Source organism: Sphingobium fluviale (genome assembly GCF_004122115.1).
Taxonomy (GTDB): domain Bacteria; phylum Pseudomonadota; class Alphaproteobacteria; order Sphingomonadales; family Sphingomonadaceae; genus Sphingobium; species Sphingobium fluviale.
This window is the reverse complement of sequence record NZ_SBKP01000001.1, coordinates 383636-401616: the sequence shown is the minus strand read 5'-3', so window position 1 is coordinate 401616 and position 17981 is coordinate 383636. Positions and strand designations below refer to the sequence as shown.

The 17981-nt window shown below is 64.9% G+C and carries 16 protein-coding genes; 11 read left to right on the top strand and 5 right to left on the bottom strand.

What is annotated here, in order from left to right:
* The first annotated feature begins 5 nt into the window (after positions 1-5).
* The 6 genes from tsaE (at position 6) to trxA (ending at position 8963) form a co-directional block, all read left to right on the top strand.
* Positions 6-458 (top strand): tRNA (adenosine(37)-N6)-threonylcarbamoyltransferase complex ATPase subunit type 1 TsaE, encoded by a 453-nt coding sequence (gene tsaE, locus EQG66_RS02110; RefSeq protein WP_129402860.1) that lies wholly within the window; start codon positions 6-8, stop codon positions 456-458.
* Positions 455-1444 (top strand): aminoglycoside phosphotransferase family protein, encoded by a 990-nt coding sequence (locus tag EQG66_RS02105; RefSeq protein ID WP_129402948.1) that lies wholly within the window; start codon positions 455-457, stop codon positions 1442-1444. The genes tsaE and EQG66_RS02105 overlap by 4 nt, the downstream gene beginning before the upstream one ends.
* Positions 1441-2160 carry a nucleotidyltransferase family protein gene (locus tag EQG66_RS02100; RefSeq protein ID WP_129402859.1) on the top strand — a complete coding sequence of 240 codons (720 nt, stop codon included), beginning with the start codon at positions 1441-1443 and terminating at the stop codon, positions 2158-2160. Before EQG66_RS02105 ends, EQG66_RS02100 begins: the two co-directional genes overlap by 4 nt.
* Positions 2153-5143 carry a double-strand break repair protein AddB gene (addB, locus tag EQG66_RS02095; protein WP_129402858.1) on the top strand — a complete coding sequence of 997 codons (2991 nt, stop codon included), beginning with the start codon at positions 2153-2155 and terminating at the stop codon, positions 5141-5143. Before EQG66_RS02100 ends, addB begins: the two co-directional genes overlap by 8 nt.
* A complete protein-coding gene (gene addA, locus EQG66_RS02090; RefSeq protein WP_129402857.1) occupies positions 5140-8571 on the top strand; it encodes a double-strand break repair helicase AddA in 3432 nt (1143 codons plus the stop codon). Before addB ends, addA begins: the two co-directional genes overlap by 4 nt.
* Before the next feature lie 71 nt (positions 8572-8642).
* Positions 8643-8963 carry a thioredoxin gene (gene trxA / locus EQG66_RS02085; RefSeq protein WP_129402856.1) on the top strand — a complete coding sequence of 107 codons (321 nt, stop codon included), beginning with the start codon at positions 8643-8645 and terminating at the stop codon, positions 8961-8963.
* Here the strand turns inward: trxA and truA are convergent.
* A complete protein-coding gene (gene truA / locus EQG66_RS02080) occupies positions 8960-9697 on the bottom strand; it encodes a tRNA pseudouridine(38-40) synthase TruA (RefSeq protein WP_129402855.1) in 738 nt (245 codons plus the stop codon). The two genes, trxA and truA, sit on opposite strands and share 4 nt — an antisense overlap.
* Complete coding sequence (fmt, locus tag EQG66_RS02075; protein WP_129402854.1) at positions 9694-10599, bottom strand: methionyl-tRNA formyltransferase; 906 nt, start codon at positions 10597-10599, stop codon at positions 9694-9696. The genes truA and fmt overlap by 4 nt, the downstream gene beginning before the upstream one ends.
* 197 nt (positions 10600-10796) lie before the next feature.
* Here fmt and recR point away from each other — a divergent pair, with 197 nt between their 5' ends.
* From recR to EQG66_RS02055, 3 genes are all read left to right on the top strand, one after another.
* On the top strand, positions 10797-11393 hold the full coding sequence (gene recR, locus EQG66_RS02065; RefSeq protein WP_129402852.1) for a recombination mediator RecR: 597 nt from the start codon (positions 10797-10799) through the stop codon (positions 11391-11393).
* Positions 11394-11433: 40 nt separating this feature from the next.
* The gene (gene def, locus EQG66_RS02060; protein WP_129402851.1) at positions 11434-11964 is read left to right on the top strand and encodes a peptide deformylase; all 531 of its coding nucleotides are present in this window, start codon (positions 11434-11436) and stop codon (positions 11962-11964) included.
* 77 nt (positions 11965-12041) lie between these two features.
* On the top strand, positions 12042-13529 hold the full coding sequence (locus tag EQG66_RS02055; RefSeq protein WP_129402850.1) for a DNA recombination protein RmuC: 1488 nt from the start codon (positions 12042-12044) through the stop codon (positions 13527-13529).
* 339 nt (positions 13530-13868) lie between these two features.
* Here EQG66_RS02055 and EQG66_RS02050 read toward each other — a convergent pair whose 3' ends face one another.
* From EQG66_RS02050 to EQG66_RS15240, 3 genes are all read right to left on the bottom strand, one after another.
* Positions 13869-14717, bottom strand: coding sequence for a flagellin N-terminal helical domain-containing protein (locus EQG66_RS02050; protein ID WP_129402849.1), 849 nt, complete (start codon positions 14715-14717; stop codon positions 13869-13871).
* A gap of 357 nt (positions 14718-15074) precedes the next feature.
* Positions 15075-15923: a flagellin N-terminal helical domain-containing protein gene (locus tag EQG66_RS02045; protein WP_129402848.1), complete on the bottom strand. Its 849-nt coding sequence runs from the start codon at positions 15921-15923 to the stop codon at positions 15075-15077.
* Positions 15924-16023: 100 nt separating this feature from the next.
* Complete coding sequence (locus EQG66_RS15240) at positions 16024-16194, bottom strand: hypothetical protein (RefSeq protein ID WP_164975559.1); 171 nt, start codon at positions 16192-16194, stop codon at positions 16024-16026.
* Positions 16195-16291: 97 nt separating this feature from the next.
* Here EQG66_RS15240 and EQG66_RS02040 point away from each other — a divergent pair, with 97 nt between their 5' ends.
* Both EQG66_RS02040 and fliE read left to right on the top strand, forming a co-directional pair.
* The gene (locus tag EQG66_RS02040) at positions 16292-17593 is read left to right on the top strand and encodes a sigma-54 interaction domain-containing protein (RefSeq protein ID WP_129402847.1); all 1302 of its coding nucleotides are present in this window, start codon (positions 16292-16294) and stop codon (positions 17591-17593) included.
* A 20-nt stretch (positions 17594-17613) separates the two neighbouring features.
* Positions 17614-17979: a flagellar hook-basal body complex protein FliE gene (gene fliE / locus EQG66_RS02035; RefSeq protein WP_129402846.1), complete on the top strand. Its 366-nt coding sequence runs from the start codon at positions 17614-17616 to the stop codon at positions 17977-17979.
* Positions 17980-17981 lie beyond the last annotated feature (2 nt).

The window sequence follows — 17981 nt, the reverse complement described above, 5'->3', positions numbered from 1 at the left end:
CAGGCATGGCCGATGTGATCGCGCGCTCTGAGGCGGAGATGCTTGGCCTGGGCGCGGCGCTGGCGCGGGTGCTGCGCGCGGGCGATGTTATCGCGCTCTCTGGCGGGCTGGGTGCGGGCAAGACGACGCTGGCGCGCGGGCTGCTCGCCGCGCTGGGGCTGGCCGAGGAAGCGCCCAGCCCGACCTTCGCGATTGTTCAGCCCTATGCGCCGCCGGAAGTGCGCCTGCCTGTTGCGCATGTCGATCTTTATCGGCTCGACGACCCGGCAGAAGCCGAGGAGCTTGGGCTGGAGGAATATCTGGCCGATGGCGCGCTGCTGATCGAATGGCCGGAGCGGATGGGCGACCGAATGTGGCCGGAGGCGCTTTTGCTCCAGCTTGATTTCCTTGATGATGGCGCGCGACGCTTGACAGCATCTCTGCCGCCGTCTTGGAAGGACCGATGGCCCTTTCCATGATTCCTCCCGCCGCCGCGCCTGCGTTCCTTGCCTCGATTGGCTGGGAAGGGGCGGAGATCAGCCCCTTGGCGGGCGACGCCTCGTTCCGCCGCTATTTCCGCGTGACGGATGGCGCGCGCAAGGCAGTGCTGATGGATGCGCCGCCGCCGCACGAAGACCCGCGACCTTTTCTCAAGATTGCGCGCTATCTCTCTGATAATGCATTTGCTGCGCCCGCAATCTACGGGCAGGATCTGGACCACGGCCTCGTGCTGCTGGAGGACTTCGGCGATGCGCGGGTGCGGGATTGGCTGGATGCGAATCCGACCGATGAAACGGCCATCTACGCCCGCGCGGTGGCGCTGCTGGCAGACCTGCACAAGCTGCCTCCCGCTGACGCCCCGCCCTATGACCGTGCGGCGTATACCCGCGAGGTCGATCTGCTGACCGAATGGTATTGCCCGGCAATGGGGCTTGAGGTTGACCTGCCCGGCTATCGCGCCGCATGGGAGGCGGTGTTGCCGCTGGTGGAGCAGGATGACGCCCCGCGCGTAACGGTGCTGCGCGATTATCATGCCGAGAACATCATGCTGATCGAGGGGCGACCCGATAGTCACGACCTCGGCCTGCTCGATTTTCAGGACGCGCTGATTGGCCACCCGGCCTATGATCTCGTCTCGCTGCTTCAGGATGCACGGCGCGATGTGTCGCCGGAGCTGGAAGCGGCGATGCTCGTGCACTACAAGGCGCTCGCCGCACCCGGCGCGGGGTTTGACGCCGCCTATGCAGTGCTGGGCGCACAGCGCAACGCCAAGATCATCGGCATTTTTACCCGGCTGTGGCAGCGCGACGGCAAGCCACGTTATCTCTCCTTCCTGCCACGCATGTGGGGCTTGCTGGAGCGGGATCTGACGCACCCGGCGCTCGCACCCGTGGCGGAATGGTTCGCGCATAACATCCCGGCGGAGGTGCGCTCCCGTTCGCCAGAGGACCACGCCGCCGCATGAGCGCCAAGCTCTCCACCGCGATGCTGATGGCAGCCGGGCTGGGCAAGCGCATGCGCCCGCTCACCGCGACGCGCCCAAAGCCGCTGGTGCGCGTTGCGGGCAAGGCGCTGATCGACCATGCGCTCGAAAAGATCGAGGCGGCGGGGATTTGGCGCGTTATCGTCAATGTCCATTATCTCCCGGATAGCGTGATCGCCCATCTGAACGCGCGCAAATGCGGCGCGGAGTATCTGATCTCTGACGAGCGGGACAAGCTGCTGGAAACGGGCGGCGGGCTGATGAAGGCGGCGTCCTTACTGGGCGATCAGCCTTTTCTGTGCGCCAACAGCGACAACCTGTGGGTCGATGGCCCGCGCGACTCGATCCTGATGCTCGCCGAGCTGTGGGACGACGCGAAGATGGACGCGTTGTTGCTGATGATCCCGCACGCGCGCGCCACCTGCCACACCGGCCCCGGCGATTTTCATATGGCGCCGGACGGGCGGCTTTCACGCCGCAAGCCGGGGCATGTTGCGCCGTTCGTCTATACTGGTGTGCAGATTCTTTCGCCGCGCGTGCTGGTTGATCCGCCGGCTGAGATATTTTCGACCAATATCTTCTGGAACCGGGCGATGGCGGCGGGCCGGCTTTACGGTGCCTCGCACCCCGGTCTGTGGTTCGATGTCGGCACGCCGCAGGCTATTCCCGTGGTCGAGGCCGAGCTGGGGCATGGCTGAGGGCCATAAGCCCTCCATCCATACGATCCCGGCGCACCGGGCCTTTGCCGACGCCCTCGCCATCGGAATTATCGCGCGGCATGGCAAGGATGTGCTGGCGCTGGCGCGCGGTATCGTGCTGCTGCCCAACAAACGCGCGGTGCGGGCGCTGAGCGAGGCCTTTGTGCGCGCGTCTGGCGGCGGGCTTTTGATGCCCCGGCTTGTGCCAATCGGTGACGAGGAACTGGGCGAGCGGCTCGGCAATGCGCTTGACCCTATCGGCGCGGGGGCGGAGATCCCGCCCGCCATTCCCACGATGGAGCGCCAGATGATCCTCGCCCGCTTGGTGAGTCAGGTGCGCGCTGAACACCGCCAGCCGGTCGATGCTGGCGAGGCGATGCGGCTGGGGCAGGCGCTGGGCGCGACGATAGACCAGCTCTATGTCGCGCAGGTCGATCCGCGCGCCTTGGCCGAGCTGGATTTGAGCGATGCCCTCTCCAGCCACTGGAATGCGTCGCTGAGGCTGCTGGAAATATTGCTGGACCGCTGGCCCGAAGAACTCGCGCGCTTCGGCATGATCGATATGGCGGACAGGCGCAACCGGCTGCTCGGCCATGTGGCAAGGCGCTGGCGTGAGGCGCTGCCTGCCGGGTTCGTGATCGCGGCGGGCATCGCCACCTCCGCGCCCGCCATTTGCGCGGTGTTGCGCACGGTGGCGTTTATGCCGGGGGGAGACGTGGTGCTCTCGGCGCTCGATCAGCATATGAGCGGGGAAGAGTGGGACAGCATCGGCCCGTTCGAGCCTGACCCCGTCACCGGCCGCCGCCCGCGCGCGGAGGAGAGCCACCCGCAATTCCAGCTCAAGCTGATGCTCGATCAGATCGGCGTGGCGCGGGATGAGGTGGCGTTATGGCGTTGGGGCGGGGGGCATGACGCCCGCGCCGCGCGCAGCCGCAACATTTCCAACGCGATGCTGCCGCCGGTCCATACCGGCAAATGGCGCGGACTGAAGGCCGACGAGCGCACCCTGAACGGCGTGCGCCTGCTGGAGGCCGCGACCCCGGCGCAGGAGGCGCAGGCGATCGCGCTGCTGCTGCGCGAGGCGGTGGAGACGCCGGAGCGCACTGCCGCGCTGGTAACGCCGGACCGGGAGCTGGCGACCCGTGTTTCGGCGCATCTGGCGCGCTGGGGCATCGCAGCGGATGACAGCGCCGGGCAGGCGCTTCATCTCACCCCGCCGGGCACGCTGATGCTCGCTATCGCGCGGGTGGCGGCGGAAGGTTTCGCGCCGGTGCCGTTGCTCGATCTGTTGAAGCACCCGCTGGTGCGCAAGGGGGAGGGGCGGCTCGACTGGCTGGAGCAGGTGCGCGGGCTGGACTTGCTGCTGCGCGGCCCACGGCCCGGCCCCGGCATGGCCGGGTTGAGGGCGTTGCTTGAGTCTCGCGATGATGACCGGCAGGCGGCGTTGCGCGCGCGCGCGGGCGCGTGGTGGGCGCAGGAGTGCGCTGTCCTCGCCCCGCTCGATACCCTCGCCGATGGTCCGCCCGCTACGATGATCGGCCTGTTACGCGAGATCGCTTCGGTGCTGACCGCCGATCAGGTCTGGGCTGGCTATCAGGGCCGGGCGCTGGCCGAGCGTTTTGCCGAGATGGAGCGCGCCGCGCCGCATGGTCCAGCAACGGTAGAGGTTCGTGCGCTGCCCGATCTGCTGGAGCGGATATTGGAGCAATGCGCGGTCCGCCCGCCACAGGGCGGCCATCCGCGTGTCGCGATCTATGGCCTGCTGGAGGCGCGGCTGCAACAGGCGGACCTGATGATCCTTGCAGGGTTGAACGAGGGCACCTGGCCGGGCCTGCCCGCGCCCGATCCGTGGCTCGCGCCGCGCATCCGGCAAGAGCTTGGCCTGCCGGGGCTGGAGCAGCGCATTGGCCTCGCCGCGCATGATTTCGCCTCAGCCTTAGGCGCGCCGGAGGTGGTGGTGACGCGCTCGCGTCGTTCGGGTAATGCACCGGCCATCGCTTCCCGCCTTTGGCTGCGGATGGAGGCGATTGCGGGCGAGAACCTGCGCCATGCCAGCGAGGTATTGCACTGGGCGGACGCGCTCGACGACCCCGGCGTGCCTCAGCCTGCCGCGCGTCCCGCGCCCCAGCCTCCACTTGCGCTGCGCCCATCCAGCATCGCGGTCACGCAGGCTGACCGGCTGGCGGCGGACCCCTATGCCTTTTACGCCGCGCGCATCCTCAAACTGCAAAAGCTGGAGATGGTCGATGCCGATCCCGGCCCGGCATGGCGCGGCACTCTGGTGCACAGGGCGCTGGAGCTGTGGTTTCGCGAGGACAAGTGCGATCCTGAAAAACTGGTGACGCGCACAGCGGATATGGTGGGCGGGATCGACTCTCACCCCATCGTGCGGGCGCTGTGGCTGCCGCGCGTACTGGAGTCGGTGCGCTGGCTGGGGGAGCAGGTGGCGCAGGATGCAGCAGAGGGGCGGCATATCGTTGCTGTCGAAACGAAGGGCGAGATGATGCTCGGCGGCATTACCGTCAACGGCACGGCGGACCGGATCGACCGGCTGGCGGACGGCAGCTTCGGTATCGTCGATTACAAGACCGGCAAGCCTCCGGGCGCAAAACAGGTGTTTGAGGGCTTTGCGCTCCAGCTTGGCCTGCTGGGCGCGATTGCGGAGGCGGGCGGCTTTGCTGAGGTAAAGGCAGGGGCGACGGCCAGCGCCTTCGAATATTGGTCGCTGGCCAAAGGCAGGAGTGGCTTCGGCTATCGTATCAGCCCCGTTAAGCCGGGCGGCGGCGAAAAGACCGTCGCTACCGAGGAACTTGTCAGCCATGCGGCGAGCAAATTCCTGATCGCCGCCGGCAAATGGCTTACCGGCGAAGAGCCGTTCACCGCGCAGCTGAACCCTGAGCTGCCGAGCTATGGCGATTATGACCAGCTGATGCGGCTGGAGGAATGGTATGGCCGCGCGGGTGGAACGGGGGGCGAAATATGAGCCGCGCCGCCAACGCCCTGATGCCTTTGAAAGGCGCGCAGGCGCGCGCATCTGCGCCTGATGCCCATGTCTGGCTCTCGGCATCGGCGGGGACGGGCAAGACCCATGTATTGACCGCGCGGGTGTTTCGACTGCTGTTGGGCGGGGTGGACCCGGAGCATATCCTCTGCCTCACCTTCACCAAGGCGGGCGCATCGGAAATGGCGGAGCGGGTGCATGCGCGCCTCGCCGCCTGGGTGCAGATGAGCGACGCCGATCTGGCGGCAGACCTGCATGCGCTGGGCGAGGACATTAGCCCGCCGGTGCGTGAGCGGGCGCGGCGGCTGTTCGCGCGGGTGCTGGAGGCGACCGGTGGCGGCCTTTCGATCCAGACGATCCACAGCTTTTGTCAGCAGTTGCTCGGCTCCTTCCCGCTGGAGGCAGGCCTTGTGCCGGGCTTTCGCGCGCTGGAAGAGCGCGAGCAGCAGGAGCTGGCCCGCCTCGCGCTGGAGGAGATGGTGGTCGATGCCGAGGCGCTGGGCGATCAGACGCTGATCGACGCGCTACATGCGCTGGCGCTGCGGCTGGGTGAGGCGGGGGCGGAGAGCTATCTGCGGCGCTGCGCGCGTTCGCATGATGCCTTTACCAATGTACCGGAGGACATCCGCGGCTGGCTGTTCGCCGCGCTGGATTTGCCGACGGGAGACATTGAGGAGGCTATCGCAGCGGCCTGCGCGGATGAGGCGTTTGACGGCGCGGCATTGCGGCGGCTGGCAAAGGCCAATGCGGATTGGGGGACAAAGACCGGGCTTGGCCATGCGGATCGCATCGGCGCATGGCTTGGGGCATCGGCGCCGGTCCGCGCGGCCACGCTGGATGACCTCGGCAAATCTTTCCTGACCGGCAAAGGAGAGCCGCGCGCGGTGACAGCCGGCCAGATCAAGGCGGATAAGGAATATCAATATCTTGCATCCGATATTTGCGAATGGATATCGGAACTGCTCGCGCTGCGCACCCGCGCTGCCTATGCCGAAGGTGCGGCGCAAGCGCTCTATGCCGGGCGCGCTTATGCCCGCGCCTATGAGGCGGCGAAGCGGCGCACAGGCTCGGTCGATTTCGATGATCTGATCGCGCATGGCGCCGCGCTCCTCTCCGCCGAGGGCATAGCGGACTGGATTCGCTACAAGCTCGATGCACGCATAGACCACATCCTTGTCGATGAGGCGCAGGATACCAACAGCCGCCAGTGGGCAATCATCGGCGCGCTGGTGGACGAGTTTTTCAGCGGCGAGGGCGCGCGCGGGGAGCGGTTTCGCACGCTGTTCACGGTGGGGGACCGCAAGCAGGCGATCTTTGGCTTTCAGGGCACCAGCCCGCGCGCCTTCGCCGACGCGCGTGATCATTTCCGCGCGCGGGCACAGGCGGCAAGGCACCTGTTTCACGATCTCTCGCTGGACGAGAGCTTCCGCTCGACCCCGGCGGTGCTGGAGGTGGTGGACGCCTGCGTGGAGGCCATCGGACCAGAGGCGCTCGGCCTGCCGGAAGGGGCGGTGCATCATGAAAGCCGCAACCGCTATCCGGGCCGGGTGGCGCTGTTAAAGCCGATCAGCGCGGTGCCGATGGAGGGCGACGCGGCGGAAGACAGTGAAGCGGACGGCGAGGAAGACTGGCTTTCGGATCAGGACCGGCTGCTGGCCGAGCGCATCGCGCGACAGATCAAGGACTGGCTGGATGACGGCATGATGCTGGCATCGAAGGGGCGGGCGGTTGGCCCCGGAGACATCATGATCCTGCTGCGCAAGCGTGGCGACCTGGCGCGTCTCATCGTTGCGCGGCTCTATGAGGCCGGGGTGCCGGTGGCGGGGGTGGATAGGCTGCGGCTTCAGGCGCCGCTCGGCGTGCAGGATCTGATGGCAGCGCTGCGGTTTGCCGCCCAGCCGGAAGATGACCTCGGCCTTGCTTGCCTGCTCGTTTCGCCGCTCTTCGGCTGGTCGCAGGATGAACTGTGGCAACGCGCGGTCCCGCGGAAGGGCAGCTTGTGGCGGCAGGTGCGCGAGGGCGGACTGACCCCGGCGGAGGATATTGCCGCGCTTCAGGACATATTGAACAACGCCGATTTCATAACGCCCTATCGCTTGCTGGAACATATCCTCTCCGGCCCGATGCAGGGGCGGCGCAGGCTGGTGAAGCGGCTGGGCGCACAGGCGCTGGATAGCATCGAGGAGCTGTTGAACGCCGCGTTGAGATATGAGCAGCAGGAGCAGCCCTCGCTCCAGCGCTTCATCGACTGGTTCGACAGGGAGCAGGGCGACATCAAGCGCGAGAGCGAGGGCGGGGGAGACGCAGTGCGCATCCTCACCGTACATGGCGCGAAGGGATTGCAGGCGCCGGTGGTTATCCTCGCCGATGCGTGTGCCGACCCGGACGCCGCGCGGCGGCGCGAGGCGCTGGAAATTCCGCTGGGCGACGACATCGCGCTGCCGCTCTTGCCGCCGCGCAAGGAGGAACGCTGGGGACTCATTGAAGATGCCGCGTTCATTGCCAGTGAGACCGAGCGGCAGGAGCACTGGCGCTTGCTCTACGTGGCGATGACGCGCGCAGAGGAGCAGCTTTACGTCACCGGCGCGCTGGGGCCGCGCGCCAAGGGGGTGGTGGCGGAAGCAAGCTGGTATGCCGCCGTGGAGCGCGGGCTGCTGAACCTTGGGGCAGAGTGGCAGGCCGATGCAGATTGGGGCGCAGCGCTGGAATGGCACGGTGCAGAGCGGCTTCCATCTAAAGCGCCTGCCCGGAAAGACGCGCGCGAGCAACTCGCACCTACCCCTTTGCCGAAGTGGGCGCACCGTCCCGCGCCAGACGAGGCACGCCCCTCGCGCCCGCTTGCGCCCACAGCGCCGGGCGAGGATGATATGCCTTACCCGCCACCATCTCCGGCAATGCGCCAGGCTGCCGAGCGCGGGCAATTGCTCCACAGCCTGTTCGAGCGGTTGCCGGATGTGGTGCCAGAGGAACGGCGTGACGCCGCCCTGCGCTGGCTGGAGCGGCAGGGCGGCGTTGCAGACGCGCAGGAGCGGGCTGCGCTGGCCGATCTGGCGCTTGGCATCATTAACGACCCGCAACTCGACGGCCTGTTTAGCTCGGATGCCCTCGCCGAAGCGCCGATTGCGGCAGTGGTGGGCGAGGATGTGGTGCATGGGGTGATCGACCGGCTGGTGATCGGGCCAGACGTCGTGCGGCTGATCGATTTCAAGACCGGGCGGGTGCCGGACAATGCTGACGCCATTCCGGTGCCGCATCTGCGCCAGATGGCCGCCTATGTCGCCGCGCTGGCGGCGGTGTTCCCCGATCGGAGGATAGAGGCGGCGTTGCTCTATACCGCCGGACCAAAGCTCATCAGCCTTACCGAGGCCCGCCTTGCGCCCCACAAGCCCGGCTTTTTGGTGCCACAGTAATCCTATCTGCGGCGAACCGTTGTGATGCGTGGACTGCAGCCCTACATAGCTTTCCAGAAAAGGAGATTCCCATGGCGACCAAAGCGATCAGCGACAGCAGTTTTCAGGCGGACGTGCTCGGCTCCGATGTGCCCGTACTCGTCGATTTCTGGGCCGAATGGTGCGGCCCTTGCAAGATGATCGGCCCGGCACTTGAGGAAATTTCGGATGAGCTGGCTGGCAAGGTCGTTATCGCCAAGCATAATATCGATGACCACCCGGATATGCCAGGCAAGCTGGGCGTGCGCGGCATACCGACCATGATCTTGTTCAAGGGCGGCGAAGCCGTCGCCACCAAGGTTGGTGCGGCGCCTAAGAGCCAGCTAAAACAGTGGCTTGAGAGTCAGCTTTAATATTTCGCTTTAACAAAGTATAATCCGTCCGGCGGCGCGTTGAGACCCAGCGCGCCCCGGTCTTTGGCGGTCAACGCGGCGGCCATGTCGGCGGGCGTCCAGCTTCCCATGCCCACCAGCGCGAGGCAGCCGACCATAGATCGCACCTGATGATGCAGAAAGCTGCGCGCCTCGGCATGGACGGCAATGCGATCCCCCTCGCGCACCACATCCAGCCGATCGAGCGACTTGACCGGGCTTTCCGCCTGGCAATGCGCGGAACGAAAGGTCGTGAAATCATGCCGCCCGATGAGGTACGCGGCGCCCTCTGCCATCGCGATTGCGTCCAGCGGCTGGGGCACCTGCCACACCAGCCCTTTCTCGAAGGTCAGCGGCGCGCGACGGTTGAGGATGTGATAGACATAGGCGCGGCCCACGCAGGAAAAACGGGCGTGCCAGTCGTCCGCGACCACCTCACACGCCAATATCGCCACCGGATCGGGCTTCAGATGTGCGTTGAGTGCCTCCATCAGTCTAAACGGCGTGATGTCCTTCGCAATATCGGCATGGGCGCGCATCGCGAGGCCGTGGACGCCCGCATCGGTGCGCCCGGCGCAGTGCAGCACGGCCCGCTCGCTCGTAATCCGCTCCAGCGCTTCCTCGATTGCCTGCTGCACGGAGGGGCCGTGCGCCTGCCGTTGCCACCCCATGAACGGGCGGCCATCAAACTCGACCGTGAAGGCAAAGCGCGTCACGAAAGGCGCGTTCCGGCAGGTAGGGCGAAGCCGCGCAACAGCTCGTCCACGCTCATTGCCCCGCGCCCTGCGCGCTGGATGAGGGTGGGGCGTATGCTATCCGCGCCGCAGCCGATGGTGAGGCGCTCATCGAGCACGAGGCCCGGCTCGCCTGCCTGATCCACCACGTCCGCCGCCAGCACCTTGAACCGTTCCTCGCCCAGCGTGAAAAACGCGCCCGGCGCCGGGTTGAAGGCGCGTACCTGCCGCTCGGCCTGAATAGCGCCCGCCGTAAAGTCGATCCGCGCTTCGTCCTTGGTGATCTTGGCGGCATAGGTGACGCCCTCGGCGGATTGGGGCTGCGGCGGGTAAGCGGCAAGATCGGCCAAAACGTCCACAATGAGCGCCGCGCCCATCTGCGCCAGCTCTCCGCCCAGCGCGCCTGCCGTCTTGCCGTCGATAGATGTCCGCGCGGTGGCGCGAACCGGGCCGGTATCCAGTCCTGCCTCCATCTGCATCACTTGAACGCCCGTCTCCGCATCGCCTGCGAGAATCGCCCGCTGGATCGGTGCCGCCCCGCGCCAGCGGGGGAGCAGCGAGCCGTGGAGGTTGAGGCAGCCATGCACGGGCGCGTCGAGAATCGCCTGCGGCAGGATCAAGCCATAAGCCGCGACCACCGCGACATCCGCCGCTAGTGCCGCAAACGAAGCCTGCTCCTCCGCGCCTTTCAGCGACACCGGTGTGCGCACCTCCAGCCCCATCGCCTCGGCGCGGGCATGGACGGGAGAGTGGCGCAGAGCCTTGCCGCGCCCGGCGGGCCGTGGCGGCTGGCTATACACCGCGACAATCCCGTGCCCCGCATCGCGCAACGCTTCCAGCGCCGGAACCGCGAAATCAGGGGTGCCCATGTAGATTATTCTCATGTGCCTCTCTCAACCTCTTGTGCCTTCGCGATGCAAGCCCTTATGTGTTGCCAGAGACTGTGAATTTAGGGTCAGGCGGAGCCGAGAATGGTAGATTTCGAGAACCGGAGCGCAGCCTGCTTTAAGGTAGGTGAGCACCGGAAGCGCAGAAAGCTGGTATTCGCAGGCCCGAATGGCCCTGAGGTTCGCGGTCTCTGATGGCATCTCCAGAGATCGAGGCACTGACGCAGGCGCTTTCCCGCCTCCCCGGATTGGGGCCGCGCTCTGCCCGGCGCGCGGTGCTCTATCTGCTCAAGAAGCGGGAGAGCGCGCTTGGCCCGCTGCTCAATGCGCTGGAAAAGGTGAACGAGCGGCTCTCAACATGCTCCATATGCGGCAATGTCGACACCACCAACCCCTGCGGCATCTGCGCCGACCCCCGGCGTGATGCGCGCGCGCTGTGCGTGGTGGAGGATGTGCCGGACCTGTGGGCGCTCGATAAATCCCGCCTGTTTCCGGGGCGTTTTCATGTGCTGGGTGGGCGGCTTTCCGCGCTGGAGGGTGTGCGGCCGGAGGATCTGGGGATAGACAGCCTGCTCGCGCGCGTATCGGCGGGCGGGATCGACGAGGTGGTGCTGGCGATGAACGCGACGCTGGAAGGGCAGACGACCGCGCACTATATCGCAGAGCGGCTGGAAGGCCTGCCGATCCGCCTGACCCAGCTTGCCCACGGCCTGCCAGTGGGCGGAGAGCTGGACTATCTCGATGAGGGTACGCTGGCGCAGGCGTTGCGCGCGCGCAGGCCCATCGCCTGATCCCCTTGATAATCGCGCTTTGTTCCCATATCTGAAGGCTATGGCTATTCTACCGATCATCGAGGCGCCCGATCCCGTCCTGCGCACCATTTCCACGCCGGTGGAGTCAATCGACGACGCGCTCCAGCAGCTGATCGACGATATGTTCGAGACGATGTATGCCGCGCCGGGCATCGGCCTTGCCGCTATACAGGTGGGCGTGCCCAAGCGCCTGCTGGTGATGGACCTGCAGGAGCCGGAAAGCGACGCGGAGGATGCGCCTCCGGTCAAAAACCCGCGCGTATTCATCAATCCGCAGATCCTCGAAGGGTCTGAGCAACTTTCGATCTATAACGAGGGCTGCCTTTCCGTGCCCGATCAGTTTGCCGAGGTCGAGCGCCCGGCGACCATCCGCGCGAGCTGGCTGGACAGGGAAGGGCGCATCCACGAACAGACATTGGATGGCCTGCTCGCTACCTGCCTCCAGCACGAGATGGATCACCTGAACGGTGTGCTGTTCATCGACCATCTCTCGCGGTTAAAGCGCGATATGTTGTTGAAAAAACTGGAGAAAGCGCGCAGGGCGGCGTGAGTCTATCTTCGCGCTTGCGCGGCGGGATGACAGGCGATATGTTCCCATTTCGTTCTCTCTGACGGAAATGGACTCGCGTGGATTCGCTCGCCTTTGGTTTCAGCCTTGTTGCGCTCTTTGCAGGCCTTGCGCTGGGCTGGTTTTTCGGCGCGCGACCGGTGGCGGAGCTGCGGCGGCGAGAGCGGGAGGCGGCGGACGGGCTGGTCCGTGCCGAGGAACAACGCAACGCCGCACTGCGCGACATTACCGAGGAACAGCGCCGCGCTGAGGGACTTCGCGCCGAGGTTATGGCGCTGCGCGAGGATCGCGATGCCGTGCGCACCCGGCTTGCCGCGCTGGAGGCGGATGCGCTGGCGCGGGCCGAGGGGCTGGAGGCGCAGCTCCGCGCGCTGGGCGAGGCGAAGGAGCAGCTTTCGGCGCAATTCAGCGAGATCGGCGGCAAATTGCTGGGCGAGGCGCAGCGCGCTTTCCTTGAGCGCGCCGATCAGCGCCTTTCGCAGCAGCATGAGCGATCCGAGGCGCAGCTGAAGGCGCTGCTGCATCCTGTGGGAGAGCAGATCAAGAGCTATGACGCGCGTATTACTGACATAGAGCGCGCTCGCACCGAGGCCTATGGCGAGCTGAAAGGCCTGATGGATTCGATGCGCGCCGGGCAGGAGCGGGTGCAGGCCGAGGCGCAAAGGCTGGTCACATCGCTGCGTGCCGCGCCCAAGGCGCGCGGTCGCTGGGGTGAACAGCAGCTCCGTAACGTATTGGAAATGGCCGGAATGTCCGAACATGCCGATTTCCAGACCGAGGTGAGTGTCGAGGGGCAGGACGGACGGCTGCGACCGGACGTGATCGTTCGCCTGCCCGGCGGCCGCTCGCTGGTGATTGATGCCAAGGTATCGCTGAACGCCTATCAGGATGCGTTCGAGGCCGATGGCGAAGCCCTGCGCGCCGAGTGCCTGATGCGCCATGTCGCCTCGATGCGCACCCATGTCGATGCGCTTGGCCGCAAGGATTATCAGGCGCAGTTTTCCGATACGCCAGACTATGTCATCATGTTTGTGCCGGGCGAACATTTCCTTACCGCCGCGCTGGATGCAGAGCCGGGCCTGTGGGAATATGCCCATTCCAAGCGTGTGCTGCTGGCGACGCCGACCAACCTCATCGCGATCGCCCGCACGGTTGCCGCGGTGTGGCGGCAGGAAAAAATGGCGCAGGAAGCGAAGCAGATCGGCCATCTCGGCAAGGAAATCTACGAGCGGCTGGCGGTCGCGGCCTCTGGTCTCAAGAAGATGGGGCGCAGCCTCAATGGCGCTGTGGCCGATTATAACAAGTTCACGTCCAGCTTCGAAAGCCGCGTGCTCGTCACCGGGCGTAAGCTGCGTGACCTCAATATCGAAACTGGCGGGCGCGAGATAGAGGAGCTGGAACAGATCGATATGCTGGCGCGAGACCCCGCTGCGCCGGAGGCCGTTGGTGCGCTGATAGGGGATGCGTTGGCGCCCGATGCTGGCCTCGCCCTCGCCCAGGACCAAAACCAAAACCAGGATGAGGAGCGCGCCGCAGCCGCCGAATAGCTGTAGCGGTATGGCCACATATGAAGCGCCATGTTTTGCAACCATAGAAAAACCCTCGCTCTTGGGGGAGAGGCGAGGGCTTTGATTTTTCTACAGAAAATTATGCTCTTGTGGTCACTCGATCGAAGGGGGAACCCCCGGCACAGAGGGGGACTGGAGAGTGCCGGGGGTCGTCAGACCGGCTTGAGGCGGACCAATACCATGGGCCGGTCCCCGACCATTTTCCAGATGACCGCGAACGGTCATCGCCTCGGAAAATGGTCTATCCTATATTTGGAGCATTTTCAGGCGGAAAACCGGTTTCCATTTTTCCAGAAAATGCTCCCAAGCCGAACTGTATTACTGGATCAGTTTCAGGACGCCCTGCTGAGCCTGGTTGGCCTGCGCGATCATCGCGGTGGAGGCCTGATTGAGGATCTGGGCTCTGGCCAGCGTCGTCGTTTCTGCTGAGAAATCGACATCCTCGATCCGCGAACGCGCTTCAGTGAGGTTGGTGACGGTCGATGCGATGTTATCAACCGTGACCGACAGACGATTCTGGCTGGCGCCGAGCGATGCGCGGGCCGAGGCGACCGCAGCCAGTGCGGTGCTTAAGGTGGCGAGCGCATTCGAGGCGTTGCCGGCGGTTGCAAGGTCGATCTCGCTGGTGCCAGCGGTGCCCTGAGCCGCAGCTTTCTTGATGTTGAGCGTCGTGCTGCGGCTGTCAGCGAGCGTGATCGCCACGGTGTCGCTTGCATTGATGCCGGTCTGGATGCTCACGCTGGCGGCCGAACCATCCAGCAGCGAGACGCCGTTGAAGTTGGTGGTTGTCGCGATCGTATCGATCTGATCGAGCAGAGCGCGGCTTTCATTGTCCAGACCCAGACGGTCCGCGTTGGTTACGGTGCCGTTGGCGGATTGCACCGCCAGCTCGCGGATGCGCTGAATGATGTTGCTGATCTGGCCGAGCGCGCCTTCCGCCGTTTGCGACAGAGAGATGCCGTCATTGGCGTTACGCGAAGCGGCAGTCAGTCCCTTGATCTGCGCGGTCATCTTGGTGGCGATGGCGAGGCCGGCGGCGTCGTCCTTCGCGCTGTTGATGCGCTTGCCCGAAGACAGACGCTCCATTGATTCCTGCAGTTGCATGGATGCAGACATAGATGCGCCTTGAGCGCGCATCGCGGCGATATTTGTTCCAATTACAGTCATTTTGGTCCCTTTCTAACAGGTAAGTCGCTCTGGCATGGGAACCATTGCGGCCTCGAAAGGGGAAAACGGCGGATGTGAGTGGACTTTTAATCGCTATGGTAAATTTTTCTGCTGATTCTATTTACCATATTGTTTTCACTAGGTTTTATTTTTTCACAGGCACACAAAATCCTCCGCCCTTGGGGGAAGGGGCGGAGGAGAATTGTGCGTATTTCGTTGTTTGGCGTGTTTTGCCTTGTGGTCATTTGATCGAAGGTAAGACCCCCGGCACGGTGGGGACTGGAGTATGCCGGGGGTCCGATGACTTGCCGAGGCGGACCAAGACCTCGGCCGGTCAATTCAGGTCACTCGTTGATCTTAGCGGATCAGCGAGAGGACGCCCTGCTGAGCCTGGTTGGCCTGCGCGATCATCGCGGTGGAGGCCTGGCTCAGGATCTGCGCCTTGGCGAGGCTGGTCGTCTCGGACGAGAAGTCTACATCCTCGATGCGCGAGCGGGCTTCGCTCAGGTTCGTGACGGTCGAGCTGATGTTCTCGACAGTAACCTGCAGACGGTTCTGGCTGGCACCCAGCGACGCACGGGCCGCAGCAACCGTGGTGAGCGCGGTGTCGAGCGTGGCAAGAGCATTCGAAGCGTTGGTGGCAGTGGCGAGATCGATCTCGCTGGTGCCGGCAGTACCCTGAGAGGCTGCCTTCGCGATGTTCAGTGTAGCAACGCGGGCGTCGGAGAGGCCAACCGCCACAGTATCGCTTGCGCCGGTGCCGGTCTGGATGCTGATGCTTGCGGCCGAACCGTCGAGCAGCGCAACGCCGTTGAAGTTGGTCTTGGTGGCGATCGCGTCGATCTGATCGAGCAGCGCGCGGCTCTCGTTATCCAGGCCAGCGCGGTCAGCGTTGGTGGACGTGCCGTTGGCGGACTGAACAGCCAGCTCACGAACGCGCTGGATGATGTTGCTGATCTGGCCGAGCGCGCCTTCTGCGGTCTGCGCCAGCGAGATGCCGTCGTTGGCATTGCGCGAAGCAGCGGTGAGGCCGCGGATCTGCGCGGTCATCTTGGTGGCGATGGCGAGGCCGGCGGCGTCGTCCTTCGCGCTGTTGATGCGCTTGCCCGAAGACAGACGCTCCATCGAGCTCTGAAGCTGGTTGGTGGCCGAGTTGGAAGCGGCCTGGGCGCGCATTGCGGCAATGTTGGTTCCGATAACAGTCATGTTCGTTCCTCTTTCCTGAAGAATGTTTCGGTCGCTTGCCTGTGTTGATGCTTGCGGCCTCGAAGCGAAAAAACGTCTGTTGCCGGGTTCGCTTAAGTCGTTAACGGCCCGGTTTTGCCGCCAGACCGGCAAAAAGGCGGCAAAAACTGGCCAGCGGCCATGCGCTGAAACCCGCAGATTTTCGCCATAAATGGGGGTACGGCAAAGGATGCGGCAAAAAATGCATCAATGCGGAAAAAAATTGCCGCCCGGCAATAAAGGCGGCAGCCATTAACCATATCCTAAGCGTTATTACGCACAATCACCCCATCGAAGGGACAGGAATGTGCGGGGGCACGGACCTGTCGATATGATGGGGACTGGAAACGATGTCTACTTTTGGCATCAGCGATGCGCTCTGTGCGCGCGTGCCTGCTTTGCAGGCATGGCTGGAACATGCCTATCTTGATATTGCGCCCGTCGCGGCGCATCTGCCGCGCGACAAGGGCAGCATCTATGTGATGCTGGCGAGCGAGATCGCGTTTGCGACCTGCCGCGATATCCTGATTGACTATCGCGAGGGCGAACCGCGCTATATCCGCGCAAAGGACGGCCTGCCTGCACGGGTGGAGTTCGGCCCCGCCGATCTTGAGTTCGCCTGTGCACTGGTGGCAGAGCTTCTGCGCCCGTCGGGCACGCCCGCTGTTGGCGATGGCGCGAGCGCGCGGCTGATGCTGCTGGCCTCGCGCATCGCAATGAGCGACGCGACGGTGCTGATCCAGGGCGATACTGGCACCGGCAAGGAGGGCATGGCGCGCTTTCTTCACGCGCGGTCCAACCGGTGCGACAAGGACTTTATCGCCGTCAACTGCGCGGCGCTACCGGAAACGATGATGGAAGCGATGCTCTTCGGCCATAAGAAGGGCAGCTTTACCGGCGCGGCGCAGGCGTCTGACGGTCTGTTCCTCGCGGCGGATGGCGGCACCTTGTTTCTCGACGAGATCGCAGAGCTTCCCTTGAACCTGCAGGCCAAGCTGCTGCGCGCGCTGCAGGAGGGGGAAATCCTTCCCGTCGGCGCGACGCATCCGGTTCCGGTCAATGTGCGCGTGATCGCAGCCTGCAACCGCGATCTAGCCGCCGAGGCGGAAGAGGGGCGGTTCCGCAGCGACCTTTACTGGCGCCTTAACGTGATGCCGCTGGGGATGATCCCGCTGGCCGAGCGCCGGGGCGATGTGTTGGCGATTGCCGCTGCCATGCTGCTTGGCTTTGACGAGAAGCATACAGGCGATGCGAACTTCGTCTGGCCGACGAAAGACGCCATCTCCGCCCTCAAGGCGCATGAATGGCCGGGCAACGCCCGCGAACTGGGCAATGTGCTCCAGCGCGCGCTGGTGCTGCGCGAGGGCGAGCGGATTATGGTGAGCGACCTGTCGCTGATGGCGCCTGTTTCTCACGGGCAGCCCCGTTCGCCATCGCTCGCGCCTGTGCCGGCCGAGCCAATCATCATTCCTGGCCCGCGCGGGCGGCCGACCCGGCTTCAGGATATCGCGCGCGCATCAAAGCTCGATGCGGTGCGCCATGCGCTGCGCGAAGCGGACGGGCACCGTGCCCTTGCCGCGCGCAAGCTGGGCATCTCCGAACGCACGCTGCGCTATCGGCTCGCCGAGCTGCGCAATCTGGCGATGGCGTGAGACACAGGGAGGGCTGAACGATGAACGGCATTTCCACAGACAGCATCATGGCGATCCGAAGCGCCATATTGCAGAAGAACGCGGCGCTGCGCGATGCCACTGCCACGCCCGGTGGCGCGCAGGTCGATGGCGTAAAGGGCGGCGGCATTGGCGCGCCCTCTGGCCCGGCGGACTTTACCACGGCGCTCAAAGGCGCGCTGGAGAAGGTCAATGGCCTGCAAAGCGAGGCGAGCGCGGCGACCAACGCCTTCGAGCGCGGCGAAACGACAGACATAGCGGCGGTGATGCTCGCCAAGCAGAAGGCCTCGATCAGTTTCGAGGCGACGCTGCAGGTGCGCAACAAGCTGCTGTCGGCCTATCGCGATATCATGAGCATGCCGGTGTGATG